This window comes from Dongia sp. (assembly GCF_041918875.1).
Lineage (GTDB): Bacteria > Pseudomonadota > Alphaproteobacteria > Dongiales > Dongiaceae > Dongia.
The window spans coordinates 189,803-211,089 of record NZ_JAYRUV010000004.1; the positions used below are offsets into that span (position 1 = coordinate 189,803).

Annotated in this window: 18 protein-coding genes and 2 tRNA genes; 9 read left to right on the top strand and 11 right to left on the bottom strand. The window is 63.2% G+C overall.

The features are described from left to right. Window position 1: 1 nt before the first annotated feature. Window positions 2–790, top strand: coding sequence for an N-formylglutamate deformylase (hutG, locus tag ACE3TY_RS06220; protein WP_374651896.1), 789 nt, complete (start codon window positions 2–4; stop codon window positions 788–790). A 176-nt stretch (window positions 791–966) separates the two neighbouring features. On the opposite strand, the gene ACE3TY_RS06225 is transcribed toward hutG, so the two are convergent. Together ACE3TY_RS06225 and ACE3TY_RS06230 are read right to left on the bottom strand one after the other, a co-directional pair. After that, window positions 967–1,797 (bottom strand): class I SAM-dependent methyltransferase, encoded by an 831-nt coding sequence (locus tag ACE3TY_RS06225; protein WP_374651898.1) that lies wholly within the window; start codon window positions 1,795–1,797, stop codon window positions 967–969. Between the two features lie 94 nt (window positions 1,798–1,891). Next, window positions 1,892–3,253, bottom strand: coding sequence for a formimidoylglutamate deiminase (locus ACE3TY_RS06230; RefSeq protein WP_374651900.1), 1,362 nt, complete (start codon window positions 3,251–3,253; stop codon window positions 1,892–1,894). 92 nt (window positions 3,254–3,345) lie between these two features. Between ACE3TY_RS06230 and hutC the strand changes: the two genes are divergently transcribed. Further along, the gene (gene hutC / locus ACE3TY_RS06235) at window positions 3,346–4,062 is read left to right on the top strand and encodes a histidine utilization repressor (RefSeq protein WP_374651902.1); all 717 of its coding nucleotides are present in this window, start codon (window positions 3,346–3,348) and stop codon (window positions 4,060–4,062) included. Between the two features lie 4 nt (window positions 4,063–4,066). Here the strand turns inward: hutC and ACE3TY_RS06240 are convergent, their stop codons facing one another. Continuing rightward, the gene (locus ACE3TY_RS06240; RefSeq protein WP_374651904.1) at window positions 4,067–4,789 is read right to left on the bottom strand and encodes a hypothetical protein; all 723 of its coding nucleotides are present in this window, start codon (window positions 4,787–4,789) and stop codon (window positions 4,067–4,069) included. 351 nt (window positions 4,790–5,140) lie between these two features. Between ACE3TY_RS06240 and ACE3TY_RS06245 the strand changes: the two genes are divergently transcribed. Further along, window positions 5,141–5,215: transfer RNA gene (locus ACE3TY_RS06245), tRNA-Thr, on the top strand. 77 nt (window positions 5,216–5,292) lie between these two features. Here ACE3TY_RS06245 and ACE3TY_RS06250 read toward each other — a convergent pair. The 5 genes from ACE3TY_RS06250 to ACE3TY_RS06270 all read right to left on the bottom strand — a co-directional run bounded on the left by ACE3TY_RS06250 (window position 5,293) and on the right by ACE3TY_RS06270 (window position 9,834). Then, complete coding sequence (locus ACE3TY_RS06250; protein WP_374651906.1) at window positions 5,293–5,850, bottom strand: biotin transporter BioY; 558 nt, start codon at window positions 5,848–5,850, stop codon at window positions 5,293–5,295. Window positions 5,851–5,892: 42 nt separating this feature from the next. Then, window positions 5,893–5,967 (bottom strand) — tRNA-Lys (locus ACE3TY_RS06255). Window positions 5,968–6,090: 123 nt separating this feature from the next. Then, window positions 6,091–6,600 carry a pantetheine-phosphate adenylyltransferase gene (gene coaD / locus ACE3TY_RS06260; RefSeq protein ID WP_374651908.1) on the bottom strand — a complete coding sequence of 170 codons (510 nt, stop codon included), beginning with the start codon at window positions 6,598–6,600 and terminating at the stop codon, window positions 6,091–6,093. Beyond that, entirely contained in the window at window positions 6,593–9,388 is a 2,796-nt protein-coding gene (gyrA, locus tag ACE3TY_RS06265; protein ID WP_374651910.1) for a DNA gyrase subunit A, read from the bottom strand. The genes coaD and gyrA overlap by 8 nt, the downstream gene beginning before the upstream one ends. Before the next feature lie 251 nt (window positions 9,389–9,639). Then, the gene (locus ACE3TY_RS06270; protein ID WP_374651912.1) at window positions 9,640–9,834 is read right to left on the bottom strand and encodes a hypothetical protein; all 195 of its coding nucleotides are present in this window, start codon (window positions 9,832–9,834) and stop codon (window positions 9,640–9,642) included. Between the two features lie 146 nt (window positions 9,835–9,980). Here ACE3TY_RS06270 and ACE3TY_RS06275 point away from each other — a divergent pair, with 146 nt between their 5' ends. Beyond that, entirely contained in the window at window positions 9,981–10,901 is a 921-nt protein-coding gene (locus ACE3TY_RS06275; protein WP_374651914.1) for a LysR substrate-binding domain-containing protein, read from the top strand. 109 nt (window positions 10,902–11,010) lie between these two features. Here the strand turns inward: ACE3TY_RS06275 and ACE3TY_RS06280 are convergent, their stop codons facing one another. Both ACE3TY_RS06280 and ACE3TY_RS06285 read right to left on the bottom strand, forming a co-directional pair. Then, entirely contained in the window at window positions 11,011–12,090 is a 1,080-nt protein-coding gene (locus ACE3TY_RS06280) for a hypothetical protein (RefSeq protein ID WP_374651916.1), read from the bottom strand. 233 nt (window positions 12,091–12,323) lie between these two features. Further along, window positions 12,324–14,648, bottom strand: coding sequence for a Tex family protein (locus ACE3TY_RS06285; protein WP_374651918.1), 2,325 nt, complete (start codon window positions 14,646–14,648; stop codon window positions 12,324–12,326). A 178-nt stretch (window positions 14,649–14,826) separates the two neighbouring features. On the opposite strand from ACE3TY_RS06285, the gene ACE3TY_RS06290 reads away from it, so the two are divergent. The 5 genes from ACE3TY_RS06290 (at window position 14,827) to rpmG (ending at window position 20,384) form a co-directional block, all read left to right on the top strand. Continuing rightward, window positions 14,827–15,138, top strand: coding sequence for a cupin domain-containing protein (locus ACE3TY_RS06290; RefSeq protein ID WP_374651920.1), 312 nt, complete (start codon window positions 14,827–14,829; stop codon window positions 15,136–15,138). Between the two features lie 129 nt (window positions 15,139–15,267). Then, on the top strand, window positions 15,268–17,712 hold the full coding sequence (rnr, locus tag ACE3TY_RS06295) for a ribonuclease R (protein ID WP_374651922.1): 2,445 nt from the start codon (window positions 15,268–15,270) through the stop codon (window positions 17,710–17,712). A 175-nt stretch (window positions 17,713–17,887) separates the two neighbouring features. Continuing rightward, window positions 17,888–19,465 carry a S41 family peptidase gene (locus ACE3TY_RS06300; protein ID WP_374651924.1) on the top strand — a complete coding sequence of 526 codons (1,578 nt, stop codon included), beginning with the start codon at window positions 17,888–17,890 and terminating at the stop codon, window positions 19,463–19,465. After that, window positions 19,462–20,148, top strand: coding sequence for an NUDIX hydrolase (locus ACE3TY_RS06305; protein WP_374651926.1), 687 nt, complete (start codon window positions 19,462–19,464; stop codon window positions 20,146–20,148). Before ACE3TY_RS06300 ends, ACE3TY_RS06305 begins: the two co-directional genes overlap by 4 nt. A 68-nt stretch (window positions 20,149–20,216) precedes the next feature. Then, window positions 20,217–20,384 carry a 50S ribosomal protein L33 gene (rpmG, locus tag ACE3TY_RS06310; protein WP_320498686.1) on the top strand — a complete coding sequence of 56 codons (168 nt, stop codon included), beginning with the start codon at window positions 20,217–20,219 and terminating at the stop codon, window positions 20,382–20,384. Between the two features lie 61 nt (window positions 20,385–20,445). Here rpmG and ACE3TY_RS06315 read toward each other — a convergent pair whose 3' ends face one another. Beyond that, window positions 20,446–21,276 carry a 3-keto-5-aminohexanoate cleavage protein gene (locus ACE3TY_RS06315; RefSeq protein ID WP_374651928.1) on the bottom strand — a complete coding sequence of 277 codons (831 nt, stop codon included), beginning with the start codon at window positions 21,274–21,276 and terminating at the stop codon, window positions 20,446–20,448. Between the last annotated feature and the right edge of the window lie 11 nt (window positions 21,277–21,287).

The window sequence follows — 21,287 nt, forward strand, 5'->3', positions numbered from 1 at the left end:
GATGCTGCAAGCGTACGACATCATCGCCGGGCCCTCGCCCCTCCTCATCAGCATGCCGCACGCCGGCACGGAACTGCTGCCCGAGGTCGCAGCTGGCCTTTCCGACCCCGCCAAGGGCCTGTGCGACACCGACTGGCATCTGCCCATCCTCTATGACTTCGCGCGTGCCATGGGAGCCAGCCTGCTCGTCGCGCGCTGGTCGCGTTTCAACATCGACCTCAACCGGCCGTCCGACGACAAGCCGCTCTACGCGACGACGACCACCGGTCTCTATCCTGACGAACTCTTCGACGGCCAGCCACTCTTTGCCGCCGGCAAGGTTCCAGACGCAGCCGTCCGCACCCGCGCGTTGACGGAAATCTGGGGACCCTATCACCGCCGCATCGCCAACGAACTTGCACGCATCAAATCCCAACACGGATATGCGGTATTGTTCGATGCCCATTCGATCAAAGGATTTATTCCGCGCCTGTTCGATGGGCAATTGCCGGACTTCAACATCGGCACCAATGACGGCAAGAGCTGCGCACCGGGCCTGGCGACAGCTCTCGCCGCCGCCTGCGACGTGCCGACCTATGCGCATGTCGTAAACGGGCGTTTCAAGGGTGGCCACATCACGCGCCATTACGGCGATCCCGAACAAGGCATCCATGCAGTCCAGCTCGAACTGGCCCAGCGCACCTATATGCGCGAAGAACCGCCCTTCGACTATCAGCCGGCCCTGGCGGTCCGCGTTCAGGCGGTCCTTACCCGCTTCGTCGAAACCATGATGGACTGGCGTCCGGCCTGAAGGTCTTGCTCCAACCCCGCCAGCCGCGTAGACAGCGCAGATGCGGGGAAGACGGGCTTTTCGATCCTGGTCGCGTTAGCGATCGACTGTCTGACGTCGAAGTCAAAGTCGCAGCAAGTATAGCTCCGCATGAACCACCGGCAGGCCATGTCGGGCTTGCCGGTGGCCGCGCCGCGTTACATCGGGCGCGAGATCGTCACGTCCTGATAGAAGCCGTGCCCGCCGGGTCGCCCGCACCAGGATCCGTAGCGGAAAGGTTCAAGCTGCATGCCGGCGCTGGCCCACATCTCGGCGATCTGCTCGGAATCGTAGGCCGCCACGAATTCCGGATTGCCGTCCTTGGCTGCATAGAAGCCATCGCCTTTAAAGCGGAAGTTCCGGGAAGTCAGCTTGCGACCCGTTTCCTTCTGCAGGCGGTATTGGCTCCGCGCGAACTCATCGTTGATGAATGCCGTTGCGAACAGCCGTCCATCCGGTTTCAGGACGCTGCGGATAAGGTTGAGGTAATGCCGCACATGATGCGGGTAGAGATGGGTGAAGAGGCTCACCAGTATGACGACGTCGAACTTCTGCCCATCCAGGAAGTCGAAATCGATTTCTTCCGTCTGCTTGCGCCCCTTGGGGTTGTAGGACGAGCTGTGCACGTCGAGATGATAGAATCTAAAATTCGGATGTCGCGGTGCATATTCCTTTTGCATCCAGTTGATCGCGCGCTCGACAATGTCGACGCCGACATATTGTGCGTCTGGCCCCAGAACCTTGGTCAGGCCATAGGCCACGCGACCGATGCCGCAACCCAAATCGAGTATCGCCGAATTCGCGGTGAGGCCGGCATATTCCCGCACCAAGCCGACAATTTCGTCGGCTGCTTCGAACGTGGCGCTGTTGTGATTGAGAGAACGAGGCGGCACCAGTGGCTGCCGGCGACCCAGCACCATATCGACGGCATCGAGCGCATATCGTTCAGCACGCCGGTTGAATTTGCGTAGACGTCTCTTAAGATTCACGCTTTCTATCCTGATGTCATAGGTTTATCGGCGCGGGCCGCAGGAGGAAGCGCCCTTCTTTTGTCTTTAAATCAGATTCTCCGCCCTGCAAAGGTCAGATTGCGGCCTCTATCGCAGCGGCAAAGGCCCTGCCGGCCTCGATTTCGTTGCCATGCCGGCCGTCCTGAACGACCCACTCGCCACCGACCATGACGTCCTTCACCATCCGGTTGAGGCCGGCAAACAGCCAGCGTCCGAGAATATCGTCGCCGCTGATATGGGCTAGCAGCGGATGCTGGCCGTCGAGCACGACGAGATCGGCCCTATTGCCCACCTCGATGGCCCCCATTTTCTGCCCCAGGGCCTGCGCTCCGCCAGCCAGCGACGCCCGGTAGAGATAGCCGGCGACATGCTTGTTGCTGTCGTGAAGCCGGTTGCGCCGCTCATGCTTGAGTCGTTGGCCATATTCCAGCCAGCGCAATTCCTCCACCACGCTCAGCGAAACATGGCTGTCGGAACCGATGCCGAGCCGGCCGCCTTCCTGGAGGAACTCCAGCGCCGGGAACAATCCGTCGCCGAGATTGGCCTCGGTTGTTGGGCACAAGCCGGCCACCGCCTTGCTTCCCGCCATCGCCGCCACCTCGCCGGCGTCGGCATGCGTTGCATGAATGAGGCACCAGCGCGCATCGATCCCGACATTGTCATAAAGCCATTGAATCGGCCGGCGGCCGCTCCAGGCCAGGCAATCGTCGACTTCTTTCTGCTGCTCGGCGATATGGACATGGACCGGGCGGTCGTCCCCGGCACCGCCCATGACGGTCTTGATCTGCTCGAGCGTCACCGCGCGCAGGGAATGAAAACAGAAACCCAGCCGGCGCCCCGGCACGGCGCAGTCCCTGGCAAGAGCTTCCTGCAGCTTCAGGTAGGAATCGGTCGAATTGATAAAACGCTTCTGCCCATCGCTGGGCGTCTTACCGCCGAAGCCGCCATGCGCATAGAGGACCGGCAGCAACGTGATGCCGATGCCGGCGCGTTCCGCCGCATGCAGCACGCGGCGCGACATCTCCGCCGGATCGGCATAGGGCTTCCCATCCGGCCCGTGATGCAGATAGTGGAACTCGGCCACCGCCGTATAGCCGCCCTTCAGCATGTCAATATAAAGATAGTGCGCGATATCCTCGACCTGTTCGGGCGTCAGGCGGCCAACCAGACGGTACATGAGTTCGCGCCAGGTCCAGAAACTGTCCTCCGGATTGAGGGCGACTTCGGCCAACCCTGCCATCGCGCGCTGAAACGCATGCGAATGCAGGTTCGGCATGCCCGGCAAGACCGGCCCACGGCATTGATCGGCGCCGGCAGGTGCGCTAGCACCCTTTTCCACCTTGATGACATAGCCGTTCCGGTCGAACTCAATCAGCACGCGCTCGGCCCAGCCTTCCGGCAGAAGCGCAACGGGCGCAAAAACGGTCCTTGGCATGAGGGCTTTCCGAGTAGCTGTCTATACATGTATATATATCTGGGATTTCGGCGCCGCTGTCGAGTCCTCTCGCCCCAACTGTCAGGCCCATCATGAACAAAGAGATCGTCCCGCACTATCAACGTGTTAAGCGCATGATTGCAGAGCGCATCGCAGCGGGCGCCTGGAACGCCGGTGACCGCATTTCCTCCGAGGCGGAGCTGGTCCGCGAATTGGGTGTCAGCCGGATGACCATTAACCGGGCCCTACGCGAACTGACCCTCGAAGGCATCCTGACCCGTGTCCAGGGCGTCGGCACCTTTGTCGCCACAGCCAAGCCGCAGGCGGCTCTGTTCGAAGTACGCAACATCGCCGAGGAAATCGCCGAGCGCGGCCATCGGCACCGGGCCGAAGTGATCGGCCTGAAAGCCGAACCGGCGCCCGAAGACATCGCCGCCACCTTTGGCGTCAGGCCCGGCACGCGGGTCTTCCATTCCGTGCTCCTGCACCGGGAAAACGAACTGCCGGTTCAGATCGAGGACCGCTTTGTTGATCCGCGCCACGCGGCCGATTATCTCGATCAGGATTTCACCCGACAGACCCCCTATGTCTATCTGACAGCGATCGCGCCGATTTCCGAGGCGGAACACATCATCGAGGCAGTCCTGCCCAGCGCAGCGGAACGCAAGCTGCTGAAAATAGATGCGCACGAACCCTGTTTGCAGCTTACGCGCAGAACCTGGTCCGGCGGCAAGCCGGTAAGCCATGTCCGGCTGATCTATCCGGGCAGCCGCTACCGCCTATCGGGGCGTATCGCGCCGAAGGGCTGAACCGTCAGGCCCGGATCACCAGCAGGGTCTGCCGAATGCCGTCAATTTCGGTATGCGTCAGCGGATCGAAGCTGATCTGCGCATTGGGCGCGTGGCGCCGTGCGATCTTCTCCAGCAGGGTTTTCGGGCTTGACCAGGCAAGGCCGGAAAGCTGCCGCCGCTCCGCCGTCTCCGGGAAGTGGATCAGCGCGATGCTGCCGGCGGACATAAGCGACACGATATTGCCGATATAACTGTCGAGGCGTGCTTCGGGCACCTTGGAACAGACATGCCAGGATCCGATCAGGCGCGGCTTGTCGGCCCGTACCTTGGCCAGCGTTTCCGGATTGATGACGCCGAGCTTGGGTGCCTTCTGCTGCAGCCAGGCGGGATCCATCGCCTCCAGCCCCAGCTTGTAGAATTCGTCTGTGATGTCGACGCCCCAATATCTGCCGGGCTCGAGATAGTCGATGACGGCGCGCCCGAGACGCAGCGAGCCGCACCCATAATCTACTGCAACATCATTAGGTTGAAGGCCATATTTCTGAAGAAACTCCAGCAGCTCCGAATGCTGGCGCACCGGTCGCGACGCGGATCCGATAGCCGGATGTCCCGCCCCGTCACGGATCTTCTTCATCACGGCATGGACATAATAGTCTTCATAGGGCGCGAGCGGATGCGTGACGCGCCAGGCGAGATAGCGCCTGAACTTGCGCCACCAGCGCTTCGGCGTGAATTCATAGGCCACGGAGGACTCCCACTCGAACTTGCTTTTACAGGGCGGCGAACCTAACCAGATTCCCTGCTCCCGCCAAGCTGCGAATAGGCCCGGCAACCTCCAGCCGGGTACTCTGCCTGATTGTGACCTCAGTCACAGACGGCCGGACCGAGGCTGCCTAGATTCTCTTTCATGAAGCGGGGTTCACCCAACCGTCCCCATCTCCGCTTCAGAGCGCGGGCGTCCGGTGCCATCCCCACCGGGCGCCCGCATTCGTTTTGGGCGCCTGCAGCTAGGTGGGGGGGGCTTTGGGCAAGCCTGCCGAGAAAGGCTTGCCCTGGACTGCGGCTGGAGGTTAAAGAAGCGCGATCAAACGCCAGGGCCGGCATAGCACAGTGGTAGTGCAGCGGTTTTGTAAACCGAAGGTCGGGGGTTCAAATCCCTCTGCCGGCACCACTCCGCCAATTGTCCGGCCCGGACACATGGGTAACAGGCGGTTCGAATGCTTCTCCGGCTCCGCGACCGCCGACGCCTCAGCGCCGGGCGAGCCGCCACAGGACCGGCAGCAAGGCGCAGGCCAGCGCCACCTTCACACCCTCGCCGGGCAAAAAGGGCAGCAACCCGGCGTCGAGCGCCTTTTCAAAACCGATGAGCAAGCTGAGCCACCCCGTTCCAAACATCAGAATGACAGCTTCACCAGCCAGGAAGGCCACGAGCGTGGTCACGACCGAGCGGCCATGACCGCGGTCGGCGAACCAGCCGACCAGGGTCGCCGCGACCAGGAAGCCCGCCAGATAGCCTGCAGTCGGGCCGGCCATGTAGGCAAGGCCCGTGCCGGTCGCAAAGACCGGCAGGCCCAGGGCGCCTTCAGCCAGATAGGTCAGCAAGGTGACGGCGGCCAGCCGCGCACCGAAGGCAGCGCCGATCATGAGTACCACAAAGGTCTGCATCGTCATCGGCACCGGCCAGAACGGCACCTGGATCTTGGCCGAAATGGCGAGGACCAAGGTCGCTGTAAGAACCACGACAATCTTATGCAGGCGGCCGACGGCAAGACCGGTCCAGAGGGACTCAGCGAGGGTCATATTCATGAGCGGGAATCCTGATGCATCGATGGCAAGATTGGCGAGGATTGGTGAGCCGGGCGGGGTTCGAACCCGCGACCCTCTGATTAAAAGTCAGATGCTCTACCGCTGAGCTACCGGCCCTCACCGTGAATGCGGCGGCGATGAAATCCCATTATCCAGGTGAAAAAGCAAGCACCATCGGCGCCTGGGCACACCGCCTCGCTGATGTACACGCAGGTAACTTAATGTTTTAATTTCAGAAAGTTACCGGCCATCGCTGAAAATCTTCTTCAGATAATCATTGACCCGCGGCGAGACGAACTCGTCAATTCGCCCGCCAAGCCTGCCGATCTCCTTGATGAAGCGCGAGGAGATGAATTGCTGGCGTTCGGATGCCATCAGGAAGACCGTCTCGACATTGGGGTCGAGGCGCGCATTCATGCCCGCCATCTGGAATTCATACTCGAAGTCCGAGACGGCACGGAGGCCGCGGATGATGAAATGCGCCCCCATCTCCTCGACGAAGTGCATCAGCAGATTGTCGAAGGCACGGAGCTCGATCCTGCCATGCTCGAGGCCGTTGCGGGGGTCGGCGAGCTCCGCCTCCATCAGCGACATGCGCTCGCCGATGGTCAGCAGCGGCCCCTTCCCGGCATTGGTCGAGACGGCGATGATAAGCTGGTCGGCGAGCAGGCTGGCGCGCCGGATGATGTCCATATGACCATTGGTAACGGGGTCGAAAGTACCCGGATAGACCCCGATCCGCTTAGCCATTCTCCCCCTCCCCGCTAGCCGGACCGGACTCCGTTCGGCCGGATTCGATCGGCGTTTCGGCCGTTGCCGGCGCGTCCCCTTCGGCGCCCTCGGCTTCCTCGCCCTCATCGCCGATGTCCGGCATGTGGGCAACGGCCACGACCTGCTCATCCCCGGCCACCTTGAAGACGGTGACGCCCTGGGTCTGGCGACGGGCGACGCGGATGTCGTGGACCGGGCAACGGATCAGCTGGCCGCCATCGGTCACCAGCATGATCTGGTCCCGCTCCGTGACCGGGAAGGAGGCGGCAACGGTGCCGTTCCTGGCCGAGGTCTCGATATTGGCAATGCCCTGACCGCCGCGCCCGGTGACCCGGTATTCATAGGCCGAAGTCCGCTTGCCGAAGCCCTTGGCCGTGATGGTCAGGATCAGTTCGTCCTTGGCTTCCAGTTCGGCGACGCGTTCGGGCGACAGGGTGATGGTGGTTTCCGCCGGTGCCTCTTCAGCCTCGACCGCTCCCTCTTCCGTGCCGCGCCGCTTCTGGGCGGCGAGGCGCAAATAGGCGTCGCGCTCCTCGGTCTCGACCTCGATATGGTTGAGGACGGACATGGAGACGACATTGTCGCCAGCTTCGAGCTTGATGCCGCGCACACCGACCGAATCTCGGCCGGCAAAGACGCGTACATCGGTGACCGGGAAACGGATCGCCTTGCCGCTGCGGGCGGCCAGCAGGATATCGTATTCGTCGGTGCAGACGGCGACGCCGATCAGCTTGTCGCCTTCCTCCAGCTTCATGGCGATCTTGCCATTGGCCTTCACATCGACGAAGTCGCTGAGCTCGTTGCGGCGCACATAGCCGCTGGCGGTGGCGAACATGACATGGCTGTTGCGCCAGGTCGCCTCGTCCTCAGGGAGAGGCATCAGGGTGGAGATGGTCTCGCCATCGCCCAGCGGCAGCATGTTGACCAGCGCCTTGCCGCGCGCCTGCGGGTTGCCCAGCGGCAGGCGGTAGACCTTGGTCTTGTAGACCATGCCCTTGGTGGAGAAGAACAGAACCGGGGTATGCGTGTCGGCGACGAAAACCTGGCTGACGAAATCCTCGTCCCTGGTCGACATGCCGGAGCGGCCCTTGCCGCCACGCCGCTGCGCCCGGTAGGCCGAGAGCGGGACGCGCTTGATATAGCCGCCATGGGTCACGGTGACGACCATGTCCTCGCGCTGGATCAGGTCTTCGATATCGTGCTCGAATTCCGAATCCTCGATCGTGGTCTTGCGGTCGGAGCCGAACTGCGCGCGGATCGCCAGCAGCTCGTTGCGCAGGATCGTGAGGCGCTTCGGGCGGCTTTCCAGCGTTTCCAGGTGATCGACGATTTCCTTGGCAAGGCCGTTCAGCTCTTCGGCGATCTTGTCGCGTTCGAGGCCCGTGAGGCGCTGCAGGCGCAGATCGAGGATCGCCTTGGCCTGGGCTTCGCTGAGCCGGTAGGTCTCGTCCTCGGCGATGGGGTGTTCCGGATCGTCGATGAGGCGGATGAGCGCTCCCACATCCGCTGCCGGCCAGGCACGCGACATCAGGCGTTCCTTGGCCACCTGCGGGTCGGGCGCGGTGCGGATCGCCTGGATCACTTCGTCGATATTGGCAACGGCGATGGCGAGGCCCACCAAGACATGCGCGCGCTCGCGCGCCTTGCCGAGATCGTAGATCGTCCGCCGCGTGATGACTTCCTCGCGGAAGGCGACGAAGGCCGCGATGATCGACTTCAGCGTCAGCATCTCCGGCTTGCCGCCATTGAGTGCCAACATGTTGACGCCGAACGAGGATTGCAGCGGTGTGAAGCGGAACAGCTGATTGAGAACGACATCCGACATGGCGTCGCGCTTCAGCTCGACCACCACCCGGACGCCGTCGCGGTCGCTCTCGTCGCGCAGGTCCGCGATGCCTTCGATGATCTTCTCGCGCACGCATTCGGCCATGCGCTCGATCATGCGCGCCTTGTTCACCTGATACGGGATCTCGGTGATGACGATGGCTTCGCGGTCCTTGCGGACCTCTTCCACATGGGTGCGGCCGCGCATGACGACCGAGCCGCGGCCGAAATGATAGGCCTCGCGGATGCCGTTCCTCCCCAGGATGATGCCGCCGGTCGGGAAATCCGGCCCCGGCACCAGGCGCATTAGATCGTCGATGCTGATCTCGGGGCTGTCGACATAGGCGCAGCAGGCGTCAATCACTTCGGAAAGGTTATGCGTCGGGATATTGGTCGCCATGCCGACGGCGATGCCACCGGCGCCGTTGACCAGCAGATTGGGGAAGCGGGCCGGCAGCACCACCGGCTCCTGCTCGCGCCCGTCGTAATTGTCCTGGAAGTCGACCGTGTCCTTCTCGATATCCTCGAGCAGGGCCTCGGCCGCCTTGGAAAGGCGGGATTCCGTATAGCGCATCGCCGCCGGCGGATCGCCGTCCATCGAGCCGAAATTGCCCTGGCCGTCGACCAGCAGCACTCTGAGCGAGAAATCCTGCGCCATGCGCACCATGGCGTCGTAGATCGATTGGTCGCCATGGGGATGGTATTTGGCCATCACCTCGCCGACCGCGCGGGCCGACTTCTTGAAGCCGCTGGAGGAGGAGAAACCGCCCTCGCTCATGGCGTAGAGAATGCGGCGATGGACCGGCTTCAGGCCGTCGCGCACATCGGGCAGCGCGCGGCTGACGATCACGCTCATCGCATAGTCGAGATAGGAGCGTTTCATCTCCTCTTCGATATTGATCGGCGCGATATCGAATCCGGGTGTGGCGGGCGTCTCTGTCACTGGAAATTATGCCTTGTGCTTCAATACTTTATAGGGCAGCGCGGGATCCCCCGAAACCGCGCCCGGAAGATAGCAGATCGGCCTCGCAGCCACAACAAATGCCGGGCGCCCTTCACCTGAAAAAAGCCAGCAAAAACAAAGGCCCGCCGCGATCTGGCGAAAGCGGCGGGCACAAGTCAGGGATGTTAGGGAAAAGGTGGCCTGAAACCGGTCCGTTTCAGGCCCTTCGAAGGGTCGCTGGACGGTCCCTTTCAGGCCGCTCGCGGGCCCTCGAACTTCGTCGTGTCGTAGGCATAGAACTCTGCCGGTGCGCGCATCAGATGGTTCGCGGGATCGCGCAACAATCCCATGTCCTGCAGCAGATGCTCGTCATAGTCCGCGAGTACTGTCTCAAGTTTCGGCGAAATCGCCTTGGCACGGCCGCGCAGGAACAAACGGGTCAGCATGATCGGTCTCCACATCGTTTAGCTACACTCTGACGTGCGCCCTCATTCGGAGGCCCATGTCGCTCTGCAGCATTTGTTTCGTGGAGGTAATTTAGGGCGGGAATGGCCCGTTGACACGCGATATGTATTAATGAATATGTTTAGTTATGCTAAATCCTTCACGACGCCTTGCCGCCCTCCCTGGCCTCCGCGCCTTCGAAGCCGTCGCCCGCTTGGGCAGCGTCCGCCAGGCAGCCGCCGAACTGAACGTCACCCCGGGCGCCGTCAGCCAGCAGGTGAAGGCATTGGAAGCCGAAATCGGCAGCGCCCTGGTGCAGCGCCAGGGCACCGGCATCACCCTTACCCGCATGGGTCAAGAGGTGAAGGACGACCTCACCGCCGCCTTCCGCCTGCTCGGCCGAGTCTCGGACCGGATGAGGAAGGGCCTCAAGGGCCTGTCGCTGCGCCTGCGAATCGAGGACCCGGCGCTGGCGGCCAACTGGCTCCTCACCCGCCTGCAGCACTACCGGGCCCGGCCCGACAGCGTCGATGTGATCCTGGAAACGGCGACGAGCTGGACGCAGTTGGAACCGGACGCGTTCGATTTCGACATCCGCTTCGGCCTCGGCGACTGGCCGGATGTGACCGCCCATCGCCTCTTTGCCGACGAAGTCTTCCCGGTTTGCAGCCCGCGCCTCCTCAAGCAGCATCCCTTGAACGAGCCGCGCGACCTGCAGCACCACACGCTGCTCCATCTCGATTGGACCGGGCAGTCGGTCATCTGGCCGGATTGGCCGGCCTGGCTGCGCGTGGCGGGTGTCTCTGATATCGGCACATCGCACGGCATCCATTTCACCGATTTCGCGCTGTGCCTGCAGGCCGCGGTCGCCGGCCAGGGCGTGGCGCTGGGCACCACCGGCGCTGTCGCCGATCTGCTGGCTGACGGCCGGTTGGTCTCGCCATTCGAGAAAAGCATCGTGACGCCCTTCGCCTACTACATTGTCCATGCACCGGATGTATTGAAGCGCCCGGAGGCGCAAGGGCTACTCGACTGGATCCTCGAAGAAGCGCGCATGACGGAGGTGTGAGTTCAAAAGTCGTCATCCCCGGGCTTGACCCGGGGATCGGGGCCGACTGGGTTTTGTTTTTCAGTTGCGGGCTGATGCCTGGGCTTGACCCGGGCATGACGCGAGAAATTCAGGAAACCAACGCCACCAGCTTCGCCGCCATCGCCGGCGCATCGTCCGGCTTCAGGCGCGGCCACTCCTCGCCGAGCAGCGCCTTCAATGCGGCAGCAGTCTTCTCGGTGAAGATGACCGTGCCGTCCTTCTCGATCGCGGTGATGCCGTCGAAAGCGAGCGCCGCGGCATTGACGCCGAGCGCCTGCTCCAACATCCATTCGCGCGGCAGATCGACGGCGACACCCTTGCGGCTGATATTGACCGGGTAGCCGCCGACAAGACCGTTGGGCGCTGGCGCATGCAGCGCATAAGGTTCATCGCTGAGCAGGGAAGCGAGCACATCGAGCGCTGCCGAGGCGGTGATGCGGTTGATCTCGGCATCGTGCTCCACGGCCATCTTCACGCTGCGCAGCTTGTCCTTGACGGCCAGCGAAATATCATGGCCATGCCAAAGCACCTGCAGCAGGAACGGCGGCAGTTCCTTGATTGCCTCGTCCCGGTAGAACGACGACGACAGCGCATGACCGCCCACCAATTTGATGACCAGTTCCGGAATGGGTGCATTCGTGTGCTGGCTGGCCAGAAAGCGGATCTTGGGCAGGCATTCGCTGATATTGCCGATGCCGATGCTGGGCCCCTGCCCGGTCATGTGCAGGATCGCATTGACCACATCAGGATAGGTGCCGCCGACCCAGGGGCAATGCAGTTCCGATTTCTCCCAGGCGGCGCGCAAGGTGAGCATGGGCGCCAGATGACAGGCGAGCCAACCGGCAAAGGGCAGTGCCTTCAGCTTGGCATTGCCGCTGGCCGCCACCTTCCACCAGGGCAGATAGGTTGGTGCCGCGAACATCAGATCGGGCTGAATCTTGCGTAAGATTTCTGGCGCATTGGGCGCGTTGAAGTCGAAAGCGACGACATCGATGCGCGGATACTGCCCTTCCAGCGCCGCGCCGATCCTCGCTGCATTGGCCTTGGCGCGGGCATGGGCGATATTGCGGGTGGCGACGATGATATGCGGGAAACGCCCATCCCGCGCCGCCGCCTCCAGCACCGCGCCCCCGAGCTTTCCCAGCGATATCAGCAACAGCTTGCTCAACCGGCCCCCGACTCCGCCGAGATGGCGGACACGGGAGAGCCTAACTTGCCAATGTTACGTTGGCGAGAGGAAGGCCCCCTCACCCCAACCCCTCTCCCGCAAGGGGCGAGGGGCTAGTGCCACGCACCTCCGACGAGATCTTCAGGCCAGATCGAATATTGCCGGCAGATCTCATCCCCTCTCCCCTTGCGGGAGAGGGTCAGGGTGAGGGGGCGTTAGTTAGTGACAGACCCTTACTTCTTGATCCCCGCCTTTGCCAGCGCCGCGGCCATGGCGCCGCCAAAGAGGGAGTCGGGTTTGGCGGCCGGCTTGTTGTCCTGCATGAACTTGCGTTCATTGCGGCCCATCGGGCGATCCTTCGGCGCGTCCGTGTTCTGGCGGTTCTGCGGCGTGTCGCCGGAGCGCATGGTGAGGGAGATGCGCTTTCGTTTGATGTCGACTTCGAGCACGCGGACTTTCACCACGTCGCCGGGCTTCACCACCTCGCGCGGGTCCTTGACGAAACGGTCGGCCAGAGCCGAGACATGGACCAGCCCGTCCTGATGCACGCCGATATCGACGAAGGCGCCGAAGGCCGCCACGTTGGTCACGACACCTTCCAGCTGCATGCCGGGCTGCAGATCCTTCATCTCCTCGACGCCTTCCTTGAACGTCGCCGTCTTGAATTCAGGGCGCGGGTCGCGGCCGGGCTTTTCCAGTTCCTTGAGGATGTCGCTGACCGTCGGCACGCCAAAGGTCTCGTCGGTGAACTCCTCCGGCTTCAGTTTGCGCAGCAAGGTGCTGTCGCCGATGACGGCACTCACCTCACGCCCCGTCACCGCCATGATGCGTCGGACGACCGGATAGGCTTCCGGATGCACGGATGACTGATCGAGCGGGTCTTCGCCGTCACGGATGCGCAGGAAGCCTGCCGCCTGCTCGAAGGCCTTTGGCCCCAGGCGCGGCACGTTCAGCAACTGCTTGCGCGATTTGAACGGGCCGTTGGCATCGCGGAAGGCGATGATGTTCTGGGCGAGACTTTCGCCGAGACCCGACACGCGCGCGAGCAGCTTGGCCGACGCTGTGTTGATTTCCACACCCACCGCGTTCACGCAATCCTCGACCACGGCATCGAGCGCCTTGGAGAGGCGGAACTCGGCCACGTCATGCTGGTACTGGCCGACGCCGATGGATTTGGGGTCGATCTTCACCAGTTCGGCCAGCGGATCCTGCAAGCGGCGCGCGATGGAGACCGCGCCGCGAATGGTGACATCGAGTTCCGGCAATTCCTTCGAGGCATATTCGGAGGCCGAATAGACGGAGGCGCCGGCCTCCGACACCATCACCTTGGTGAGCTTCAGTTCCGGATGCCGCTTCATCAGATCGTCGGCGAGCTTGTCGGTTTCGCGGCTCGCCGTACCGTTGCCGATCGCCACCAGCTCAAGTTTATGGCGATGGCAAAGGGCCGCCAGGATGGCGATCGATTCATCCCATTGCCGCTTCGGTTCGTGCGGATAGATGGTGGCGAATTCCAGCACCTTGCCGGTGGCGGCGATGACCGCGACCTTGCAGCCGGTGCGAAGACCCGGATCGAGACCCAGCGTCGGCCGGCCGCCGGCCGGCGCCGACATCAGCACGTCCTTGAGGTTGGAGGCGAACACGCGCACGGCCTCGTCCTCCGCCGCCTGGCGCAGGCGGCCCATGAGGTCGAGCTCCAAGCTGAGCTTCAGTTTCACGCGCCAGCACCAATGCACCACGTCCATCAGCCAGGCATCCGCGGCACGTCCATGTTCGGCGATGCCGTTCTTGGCCGCGATGATGCGCTCGGCTTCGTTGAGCGCCTTGCGGTCCTCCGGTTCGTCGATGGCGAGGTTGAGCGCCAGGATTTCTTCCTTCTGGCCACGGAACATGGCGAGCGCCCGGTGCGACGGCACCTTCGAGATCGGCTCGGCCGCATCGAAATAGTCCGAGAACTTGGCGCCCGAATCCTGCTTGCCGTCCATCACCTTGGAAACCAGGCGCGCCTTCTCCCACATGAATTCGCGCAGACGCGCCAGCAGGTCGGCGTCTTCCGCAAAACGTTCGGCAAGAATGTCACGGGCGCCCTCGAGAGCCGCCTTCGCATCGGCCACTCCCTTCTCGGCATTCACATAGGCCGCCGCCTCATCCTGCGGCTTCTTCGTCGGGTCGGCGAGCAGCAGGTCGGCCAGCGGTTCCAGGCCGGCTTCGCGCGCGATCATCGCCTTGGTGCGGCGCTTGGGCTTGAAGGGCAGATAGAGATCTTCAAGCCGCGCCTTGGTGTCGGCGATGGCAATCTCGCGCGACAGTTCGTCGGTCATCTTGCCCTGCTCTTCAACGCTCTTGAAGATGGCGGCGCGGCGGTCTTCCAGTTCGCGCAGATACGCTAAGCGCTCCTCCAGCTTGCGCAGCTGGATGTCGTCGAGACCGCCGGTGACTTCCTTGCGGTAGCGGGCGATGAAGGGAACGGTGGCACCGCCATCCAGCAATTCGACCGCGGCCCGGACCTGCTCATCGCGCGCGCTGAGCTCCTCGGCGATCCTTGCTTCGATGGATTTCATGCCTTCCCTCCCGACTCGGTTCCCGATGGCCGCCGGCCTTCAGACTCGGGCGGCGAAAGGCGGGCCTTGTAGCGGAGCCATGACTAGGGTTCAATGGCTTGACTTCCACGCCACCCCGACTTTAGCCCGCCAACCCCCTGAATTTCCAGCTCCCTGACTTTATTGAAAGATCACACGAATGCCCCCAAGCACAACATCGTCACGGCCAGCCGCCGTCGGCACCGTCCAAGTGGACAATGAACGCGTGGTCGTCACGGAATGGCGCTTCGCCCCTGGCGCCGAGACCAGTTGGCACCGCCACGGCTATGACTATGTCGTGGTGCCCATGAAGACTGGTCGCCTGCAGATCGACGACGGCAAGGAAAAGCGCATCGCCGAACTCGTCGCCGGAAAGTCCTATTATCGTCCGGTTGGCGTCGAGCACAACGTCATCAATGCCAACGATTACGAGTTTGTCTTTGTCGAAATCGAATTCAAGGCGGCCCAGTAGGGTTGTTTCGGGTTTGAAGGAAGCCCCATCACCCAGGCCATCGGCGGCGGGGCAAGGGCTTTCAGGCAAGCGCGATCGAAACTCCCTCGCCCCGCGATAGCGGGGAGAGGGGCGGGGCGAGGGGTGGTTATGACGCGTTCCAAAACGACCGGCGACAAGACAATCAAGCCGAAGCCATCGCGCGGGCCGCGCAAGGATGCGCGAGCCGCGCGGCGCGATGCTGCCGAGGCGGCGGGCATAGGTGACAAAGGCAAAGGCGGAAAGGGCAAGGCCGTTCCCTTCCCGACCAAGGAACAGGTGCTGGATTTCATCCGCACGTCGCCAGTTCCGGTCGGCAAGCGCGAGATTGCCCGCGCCTTCAACCTGCGCGGCAGCGACCGCATTCCGCTGAAAAGCCTGCTGAAAGAGCTGGAGAAGGCCGGCGCCGTCGATCGCGGCCGCGCTCGTCGTCTGGCGGCGCCCGGCGCTCTGCCGGAGGTCGCTGTCATCCAGATCATCGGGCCGGATGCCGACGGCGATATCTGGGCGCGGCCGATCGACTTCCCCGAGGACGATGCCGAACCGCAGATCGTCGTCGTCGAGGACAAGAAGCTCGACAAGCCGCTGACGGCAGGCGACCGGGTGCTGGCGCGCCTGGAGCGCACGGACGCCGATATCTATGAAGCGCGGCCGATCCGACGTCTCCACGCCCGCGCTGAACGCGTCGTCGGCGTGTTCGAGAAGGGCCAACATGGCAGCGGCCGGCTCATTCCCACCAGCAAACGGGTCAAGACCGAATTCGTCGTCGATGCCAAGGATGCGGGCGGCGCCCGTGCCGACGAGATTGTCGTCGCGGAAGTCGAACCGGCGCGCCGCCTCGGCGCGCCGCGGGCGCGCATCGTCGAGCGCATCGGCCGCGTCGGCGAGGCGAAATCCGTCAGCATGATCTCGATCGCCGAACATCACATACCGTTCCAGTTCCCCCCGGCGGCCCAGGAACAGGCCGAAGCCGCGACCTCGGCCCCGCTCGGCAAGCGCACCGACCTGCGTCGGATTCCGCTGGTCACCATCGATGGCGACGATGCGCGCGATTTCGACGATGCGGTTTGGGCGGCACCCGACGATCATCCAGACAATCCGGGTGGCTGGCGCCTGATCGTCGCCATCGCCGATGTCGCCTGGTATGTGCGTCCGGACGACGCGCTCGACCGCGTGGCGCGGGAGCGTGGCAATTCGGTCTATTTCCCGGACCGGGTCGTGCCGATGCTGCCGGAGGAGCTCAGCAACGGCTGGTGTTCGCTGCGGCCCTATGAGGACCGCCCGGTGATGGCCGTCGAAATGACCATCGACACCAAGGGCCGCAAGCTGCGCCACCATTTCATGCGCGGGTTGATGCGCTCGGCAGCGCGCCTTACCTACGAGCAGGCGCAGGCGGCGATGGACGGCAATCCCAACGATCTGACGGAGCCGCTGCTGGAACCGGTCATCAAGCCGCTCTACGGTGCGTTCAAGTCGTTGCTCAATGCGCGCGAAGAACGCGGCACGCTGGAGCTCGACTTGCCGGAGCGGCGTGTCTTCATCGACCCGGAAGGCGCCATCGACCGCATCGTCGCGCGCGAGCGGTTGGACAGCCATCGCTTGATCGAAGAATTCATGATCGCCGCCAATGTCGCGGCGGCGGAGGCGCTGGAAAAGAAGCGCTGGCCATGCATGTACCGCGTCCACGACCAGCCGGATGCGACGCGCGTCGAGGCCCTGCGTGAATTCCTGGCCTCGCTCGATTTCAATCTCGCCCGCGGGCAGGTACTGCGGCCCAAGCATTTCACGCAGCTGCTGCAGCAGGCCAAGGGCACGCCTTTCGCCGAAATGATCAGCACGCTGGTCCTGCGCTCGCAGGCGCAGGCGGTCTATGCGCCCGAAAACCTGGGCCATTTCGGCCTGGCTCTCGCCCGCTACGCACACTTCACCTCGCCCATCCGGCGCTATGCCGATCTGCTGGTACATCGGGCCCTCATCGGCGCGTTCGATTTCGGCGACGGTGCGCTCGACAAATCGGCCACCGCCGAATTCGCCGACACCGCCGTCCACATCTCCGGCACGGAACGGCGCGCCGCGGCGGCGGAGCGCGATGCCGTCGACCGTTATGTGGCGGCCTTCCTCGCCGACAAGGTGGATGCCGAGTTCGACGGACGGATTTCCGGAGTCGCCCGTTTCGGTCTCTTCATCAATCTGCGCGAAACCGGCGCGGACGGGATCATCCCCATTTCCACGTTGCCGCAGGATTTCTACGATCATGACGAGGGCCGCCATGCCCTGGTGGGCCGGCGCTCGGGGCGGACCTATCAGTTGGGCCAATCGGTGACCGTCCGGCTGGTCAGCGCCGACCCGCTCACCGGCGGCATCACCTTGGAAATGCTGTCAGCCGAGCCTCTGACCGAGGGGTCAGATAAGCATTTTGCGCGGACATCCGCGCGGCAGAAGGCGAAGAAACCGGCGCAAGGCCGGCCCAAGAACATCCGCTTTGGTGGCGACAAGGGACGGGTTGCATCGAAAACAGGAAAAAAACCTGCGAAAAAGGGAAAGAAGCGTCGCTGATTCTGCATGCGGAATCCCTAGCCTAGGGCAGGAATTCTGCTAGATTGACGCCGAACAAGGGGTTACAGGGCGGCGCGGTCGGGGCAACGTGCAGGCTTTGGAATTGTAGCGGATAGCAGCCGATTTGAGTGCGTTTCGTCCTGTGGGTGCGATGACCGGGTGGCCTGGATGGCAGGTGGCACGCCGGCTTGCCATTCTGCCCCTTCTCATCGGCCTCTATGCCTGCGCCAACTCCGCCAGCCGCTCTCCCGAGGATGCGACCGCCGCGCTCGACCGCGACATGCTGGTCACCGGCCTCGACGATATCGACCAGATCTACATCACCAAGCAGGATATCGGTGCCCTGGCCTTGACCGGTCTGCAGCAGCTCTCCAGCCTCGACCAGGAACTCAAGGTCGAAGGCGACACGGACGAGTTGAAGCTGCTGCAGAACGGTTCGCTCGTCGAAGCCGAAACCCTGGACGACGGAGCCGACGCCAGCGCCAAGCAGTGGGGCAAAGCCGCGGCAAAGCTCCTGCGCGAGGCCCGGGCCAGGTCGGCCAAGGTCGCGACGGCGGGCAACGAGCGGATCTATGAAGCCATTTTCACCGGCATCGTTGGCAAGCTCGATGGTTTTTCGCGCTATGCCGGTACGGAAGCCGCCCGCGAAGACAAGGCCTCGCGCGATGGTTTCGGCGGCATCGGCGTGCGCATCTCGGTCGAAGACGGCGAAGTGCGCATCACCGCCGTCATGCACTACACGCCAGCCGAGCGGCTGGGGCTGAAGCGCGACGACGTCATCCTGAAGATCGACGGCAAGCCCGCCGAAGGCCTCACCCAGCAGCAGGTCGTCAACAAGCTGCGCGGCGAGGTCGACAGCCGGGTCGTGCTCACCCTGCTCCGCGATGGCAAGGACGAGCCTTTCGACGTCGGCATCAAGCGCGCCCATGTGGTACCGGAAACGGTGAGCTATCGGCGAGAAGGCGATGTCGCCTATTTCCGCGTCTTCAGCTTCAACTCGGAGACCGCCAATAGCCTGAAGCGCGAAATCAATGACGCCAAGGACGAGATTGGCAAGAAGATCAAAGGCTATGTCCTGGATCTTAGGAACAATCCCGGCGGCTATGTGCCGCAATCTGTGGCGACGGCGAACCTGTTCCTCGACGAGGGCCGCATCGTATCGATCCACGGCCGGCATCCCGACAGCCATCAGTATTTCGAAGCGACAGATGGCGACATAGCCAGCGGCAAGCCGATCGCCGTGCTGATCGACGGCAATTCCGCTTCCGCCGCCGAAATCGTCGCGGCCGCCCTCCAGGACAATGGCCGCGCCGTGCTGATCGGCACCAACTCCTATGGCAAGGGTACGGTGCAGAACATCAAGCCGCTGCCCAACGACGGCGAAATTAAGCTGACCTGGGCGCGCTTCCATGCGCCGTCCGGCTATACCTTGCATCATCTGGGCGTGCTGCCGACCATCTGTACCGCTGGCGAGCACGATTCGGACGATCTGCTTTCTGAACTGCGCATGGGCGAACTGCCCGAAGTGCCGACGGTCAAGCGCAACGCCGCCAAGCCCGACGATACCAAGGCGCTCGACGATCTGCGGAAGACCTGCCCGGCGCGCAAGAACGAAGACCCGGTCGATCTCGAACTGGCGCTGAAGCTCATCCAGCAGCCGAGCCTCTATCAGAGCGCCGTCAATCTCGCCGACCCGCCGGCGGACGCGCAGGTCGACGATGCGGCCGAGGCGCTGCTGCCCTTCGTGCCGTGAACCGGGTTCGGCCCAGCGATGCGGCCGGACTGGTCCTGATCCGCGCCTGCACCAGGGGCGACCCGGAAATCCTCATCGGCCGCCGCCCGGCCAAGATGGGCTTCCTCCCCGGCATTCATGTGGTCCCCGGCGGCCGGGTCGATCGGGAAGATACCGCGAAGACGCCTCACAGCTCGCCCCCGCATCCGGTTGTTGCCGCGCACCTTGCCGGCCGGCGGGAAGCCACCACCTATCTCAATGCCGCCCTCCGCGAGACGTTCGAGGAAACGGGGTTGCTGGTCGGACGCCCCTTTATCTGGCCGGATTCGACCCCGAAAGGGGCGATTTGGGACGCCTATCGGGCAGCCGGCCTCGCCCCTGACTATGGCGGCATGGACTATCTCTGCCGGGCCATCACCCCGGTAAAATCGCGGCGCCGCTTCAATACCCGCTTCTTCCTGGCCGACGGGGGACTGGCCGAAGGAACGCTGGCCGGGAATGGCGAATTGGAGGAGCTGGCCTGGGTGAAATCCGGCCATCTGGCCGACCTCACCCTGGTCGATGTCACCGAATATGTGCTGAAAACGGCGCTGGGGCGCTGGCGAAGCGGTGCCGCGGTCGGATCGCGGGTAGCTAAGCTATTGAATTATAGGAACGATATTCTGACGTTGCGGACCATGGTGGCGCCGGCCCCAATAGCTTGACTTTCGGCGTTTCCCCGCTATTTTGCGCCATCCTTTTGCAGCGACACGCATTTTATTGAGAGACGGCCATGGCCAAGTCAGCGACCATCCTTGTGAAGCTCGTCAGCACCGCTGACACGGGCTACTACTACGTCACCAAGAAGAACCCGCGCTCGACCACCGAGAAGTTCGAATTCAACAAGTACGACCCGGTCGTGAAGAAGCACGTGCCCTTTAAGGAAGCCAAGATCAAGTAATCTGGCGACCACCGAGCTATTCGAACGGGGCGCTTCCCACCGGAAGCGCCCCGTTTGCATTTCAGGCGGCTTTGAGACCCAGCAGCGCCCGCGCCTCGGCAATTGTCGCGGGGTGGCGGTCATACTTGCCGCAGAGGTCGGCGACACGCTTGACCAGCTCAGCATTGCTGGCAGCGAGGCGCCCCTTTTCGAAATAGATATTGTCTTCGAGACCGGTGCGGACATGCCCGCCGCGCTTCAGCGCCCAATGGTTGGCGTCGAGCTGCAGGCGGCCGATGGCGGCGGCGGTCCAGGTGGCGTCCGGCATCAGCTCGGTCAGTTCCTCGAGCATGAAATCGACGATCTTCTCGCGCGCCGGCAGGGCACCGGGAATGCCCAGCACGAACTGCACATGCGGCGGCGATTTCAAGAGGCCGCGATCGACCAGCGCCTTGGCGTTGTAAAGCATGGCGAGATCGAACAGCTCGCATTCCGGCTTCACATCGTATTTCAGCATGTCGCCGGCGAGCTCGTCGATGAGCTGCGGCGGGTTCTCGTAGATGATGGTCGCGAAATTGACCGAGCCGGTGGCAAGCGAGCCCATATCCGGCTTCAGCGCCAGGGCGGCACCACGCTCGGATGCCTCGCGCCCGCGCCCGCCGGTCGAGAATTGGATGATCATGCCGGGGCAATGCTTGGCGATGCCTTCCTGCACCTGGCGGAATTTGACGATGTCCGAGGATGACTTGTCCTCATCGTCGCGGACATGGATGTGAACGAGGCTGGCCCCGGCTTCGAACGCTTCGTGCGTGCTTTCGATCTGTTCGGCGGGCTGCGTGGGGACGGCCGGATTTTGCGCTTTGCTGGGCTGGCTGCCGGTGATGGCGACGGTGATGATCGCGGGTGTGCTCATGATCCCAATTC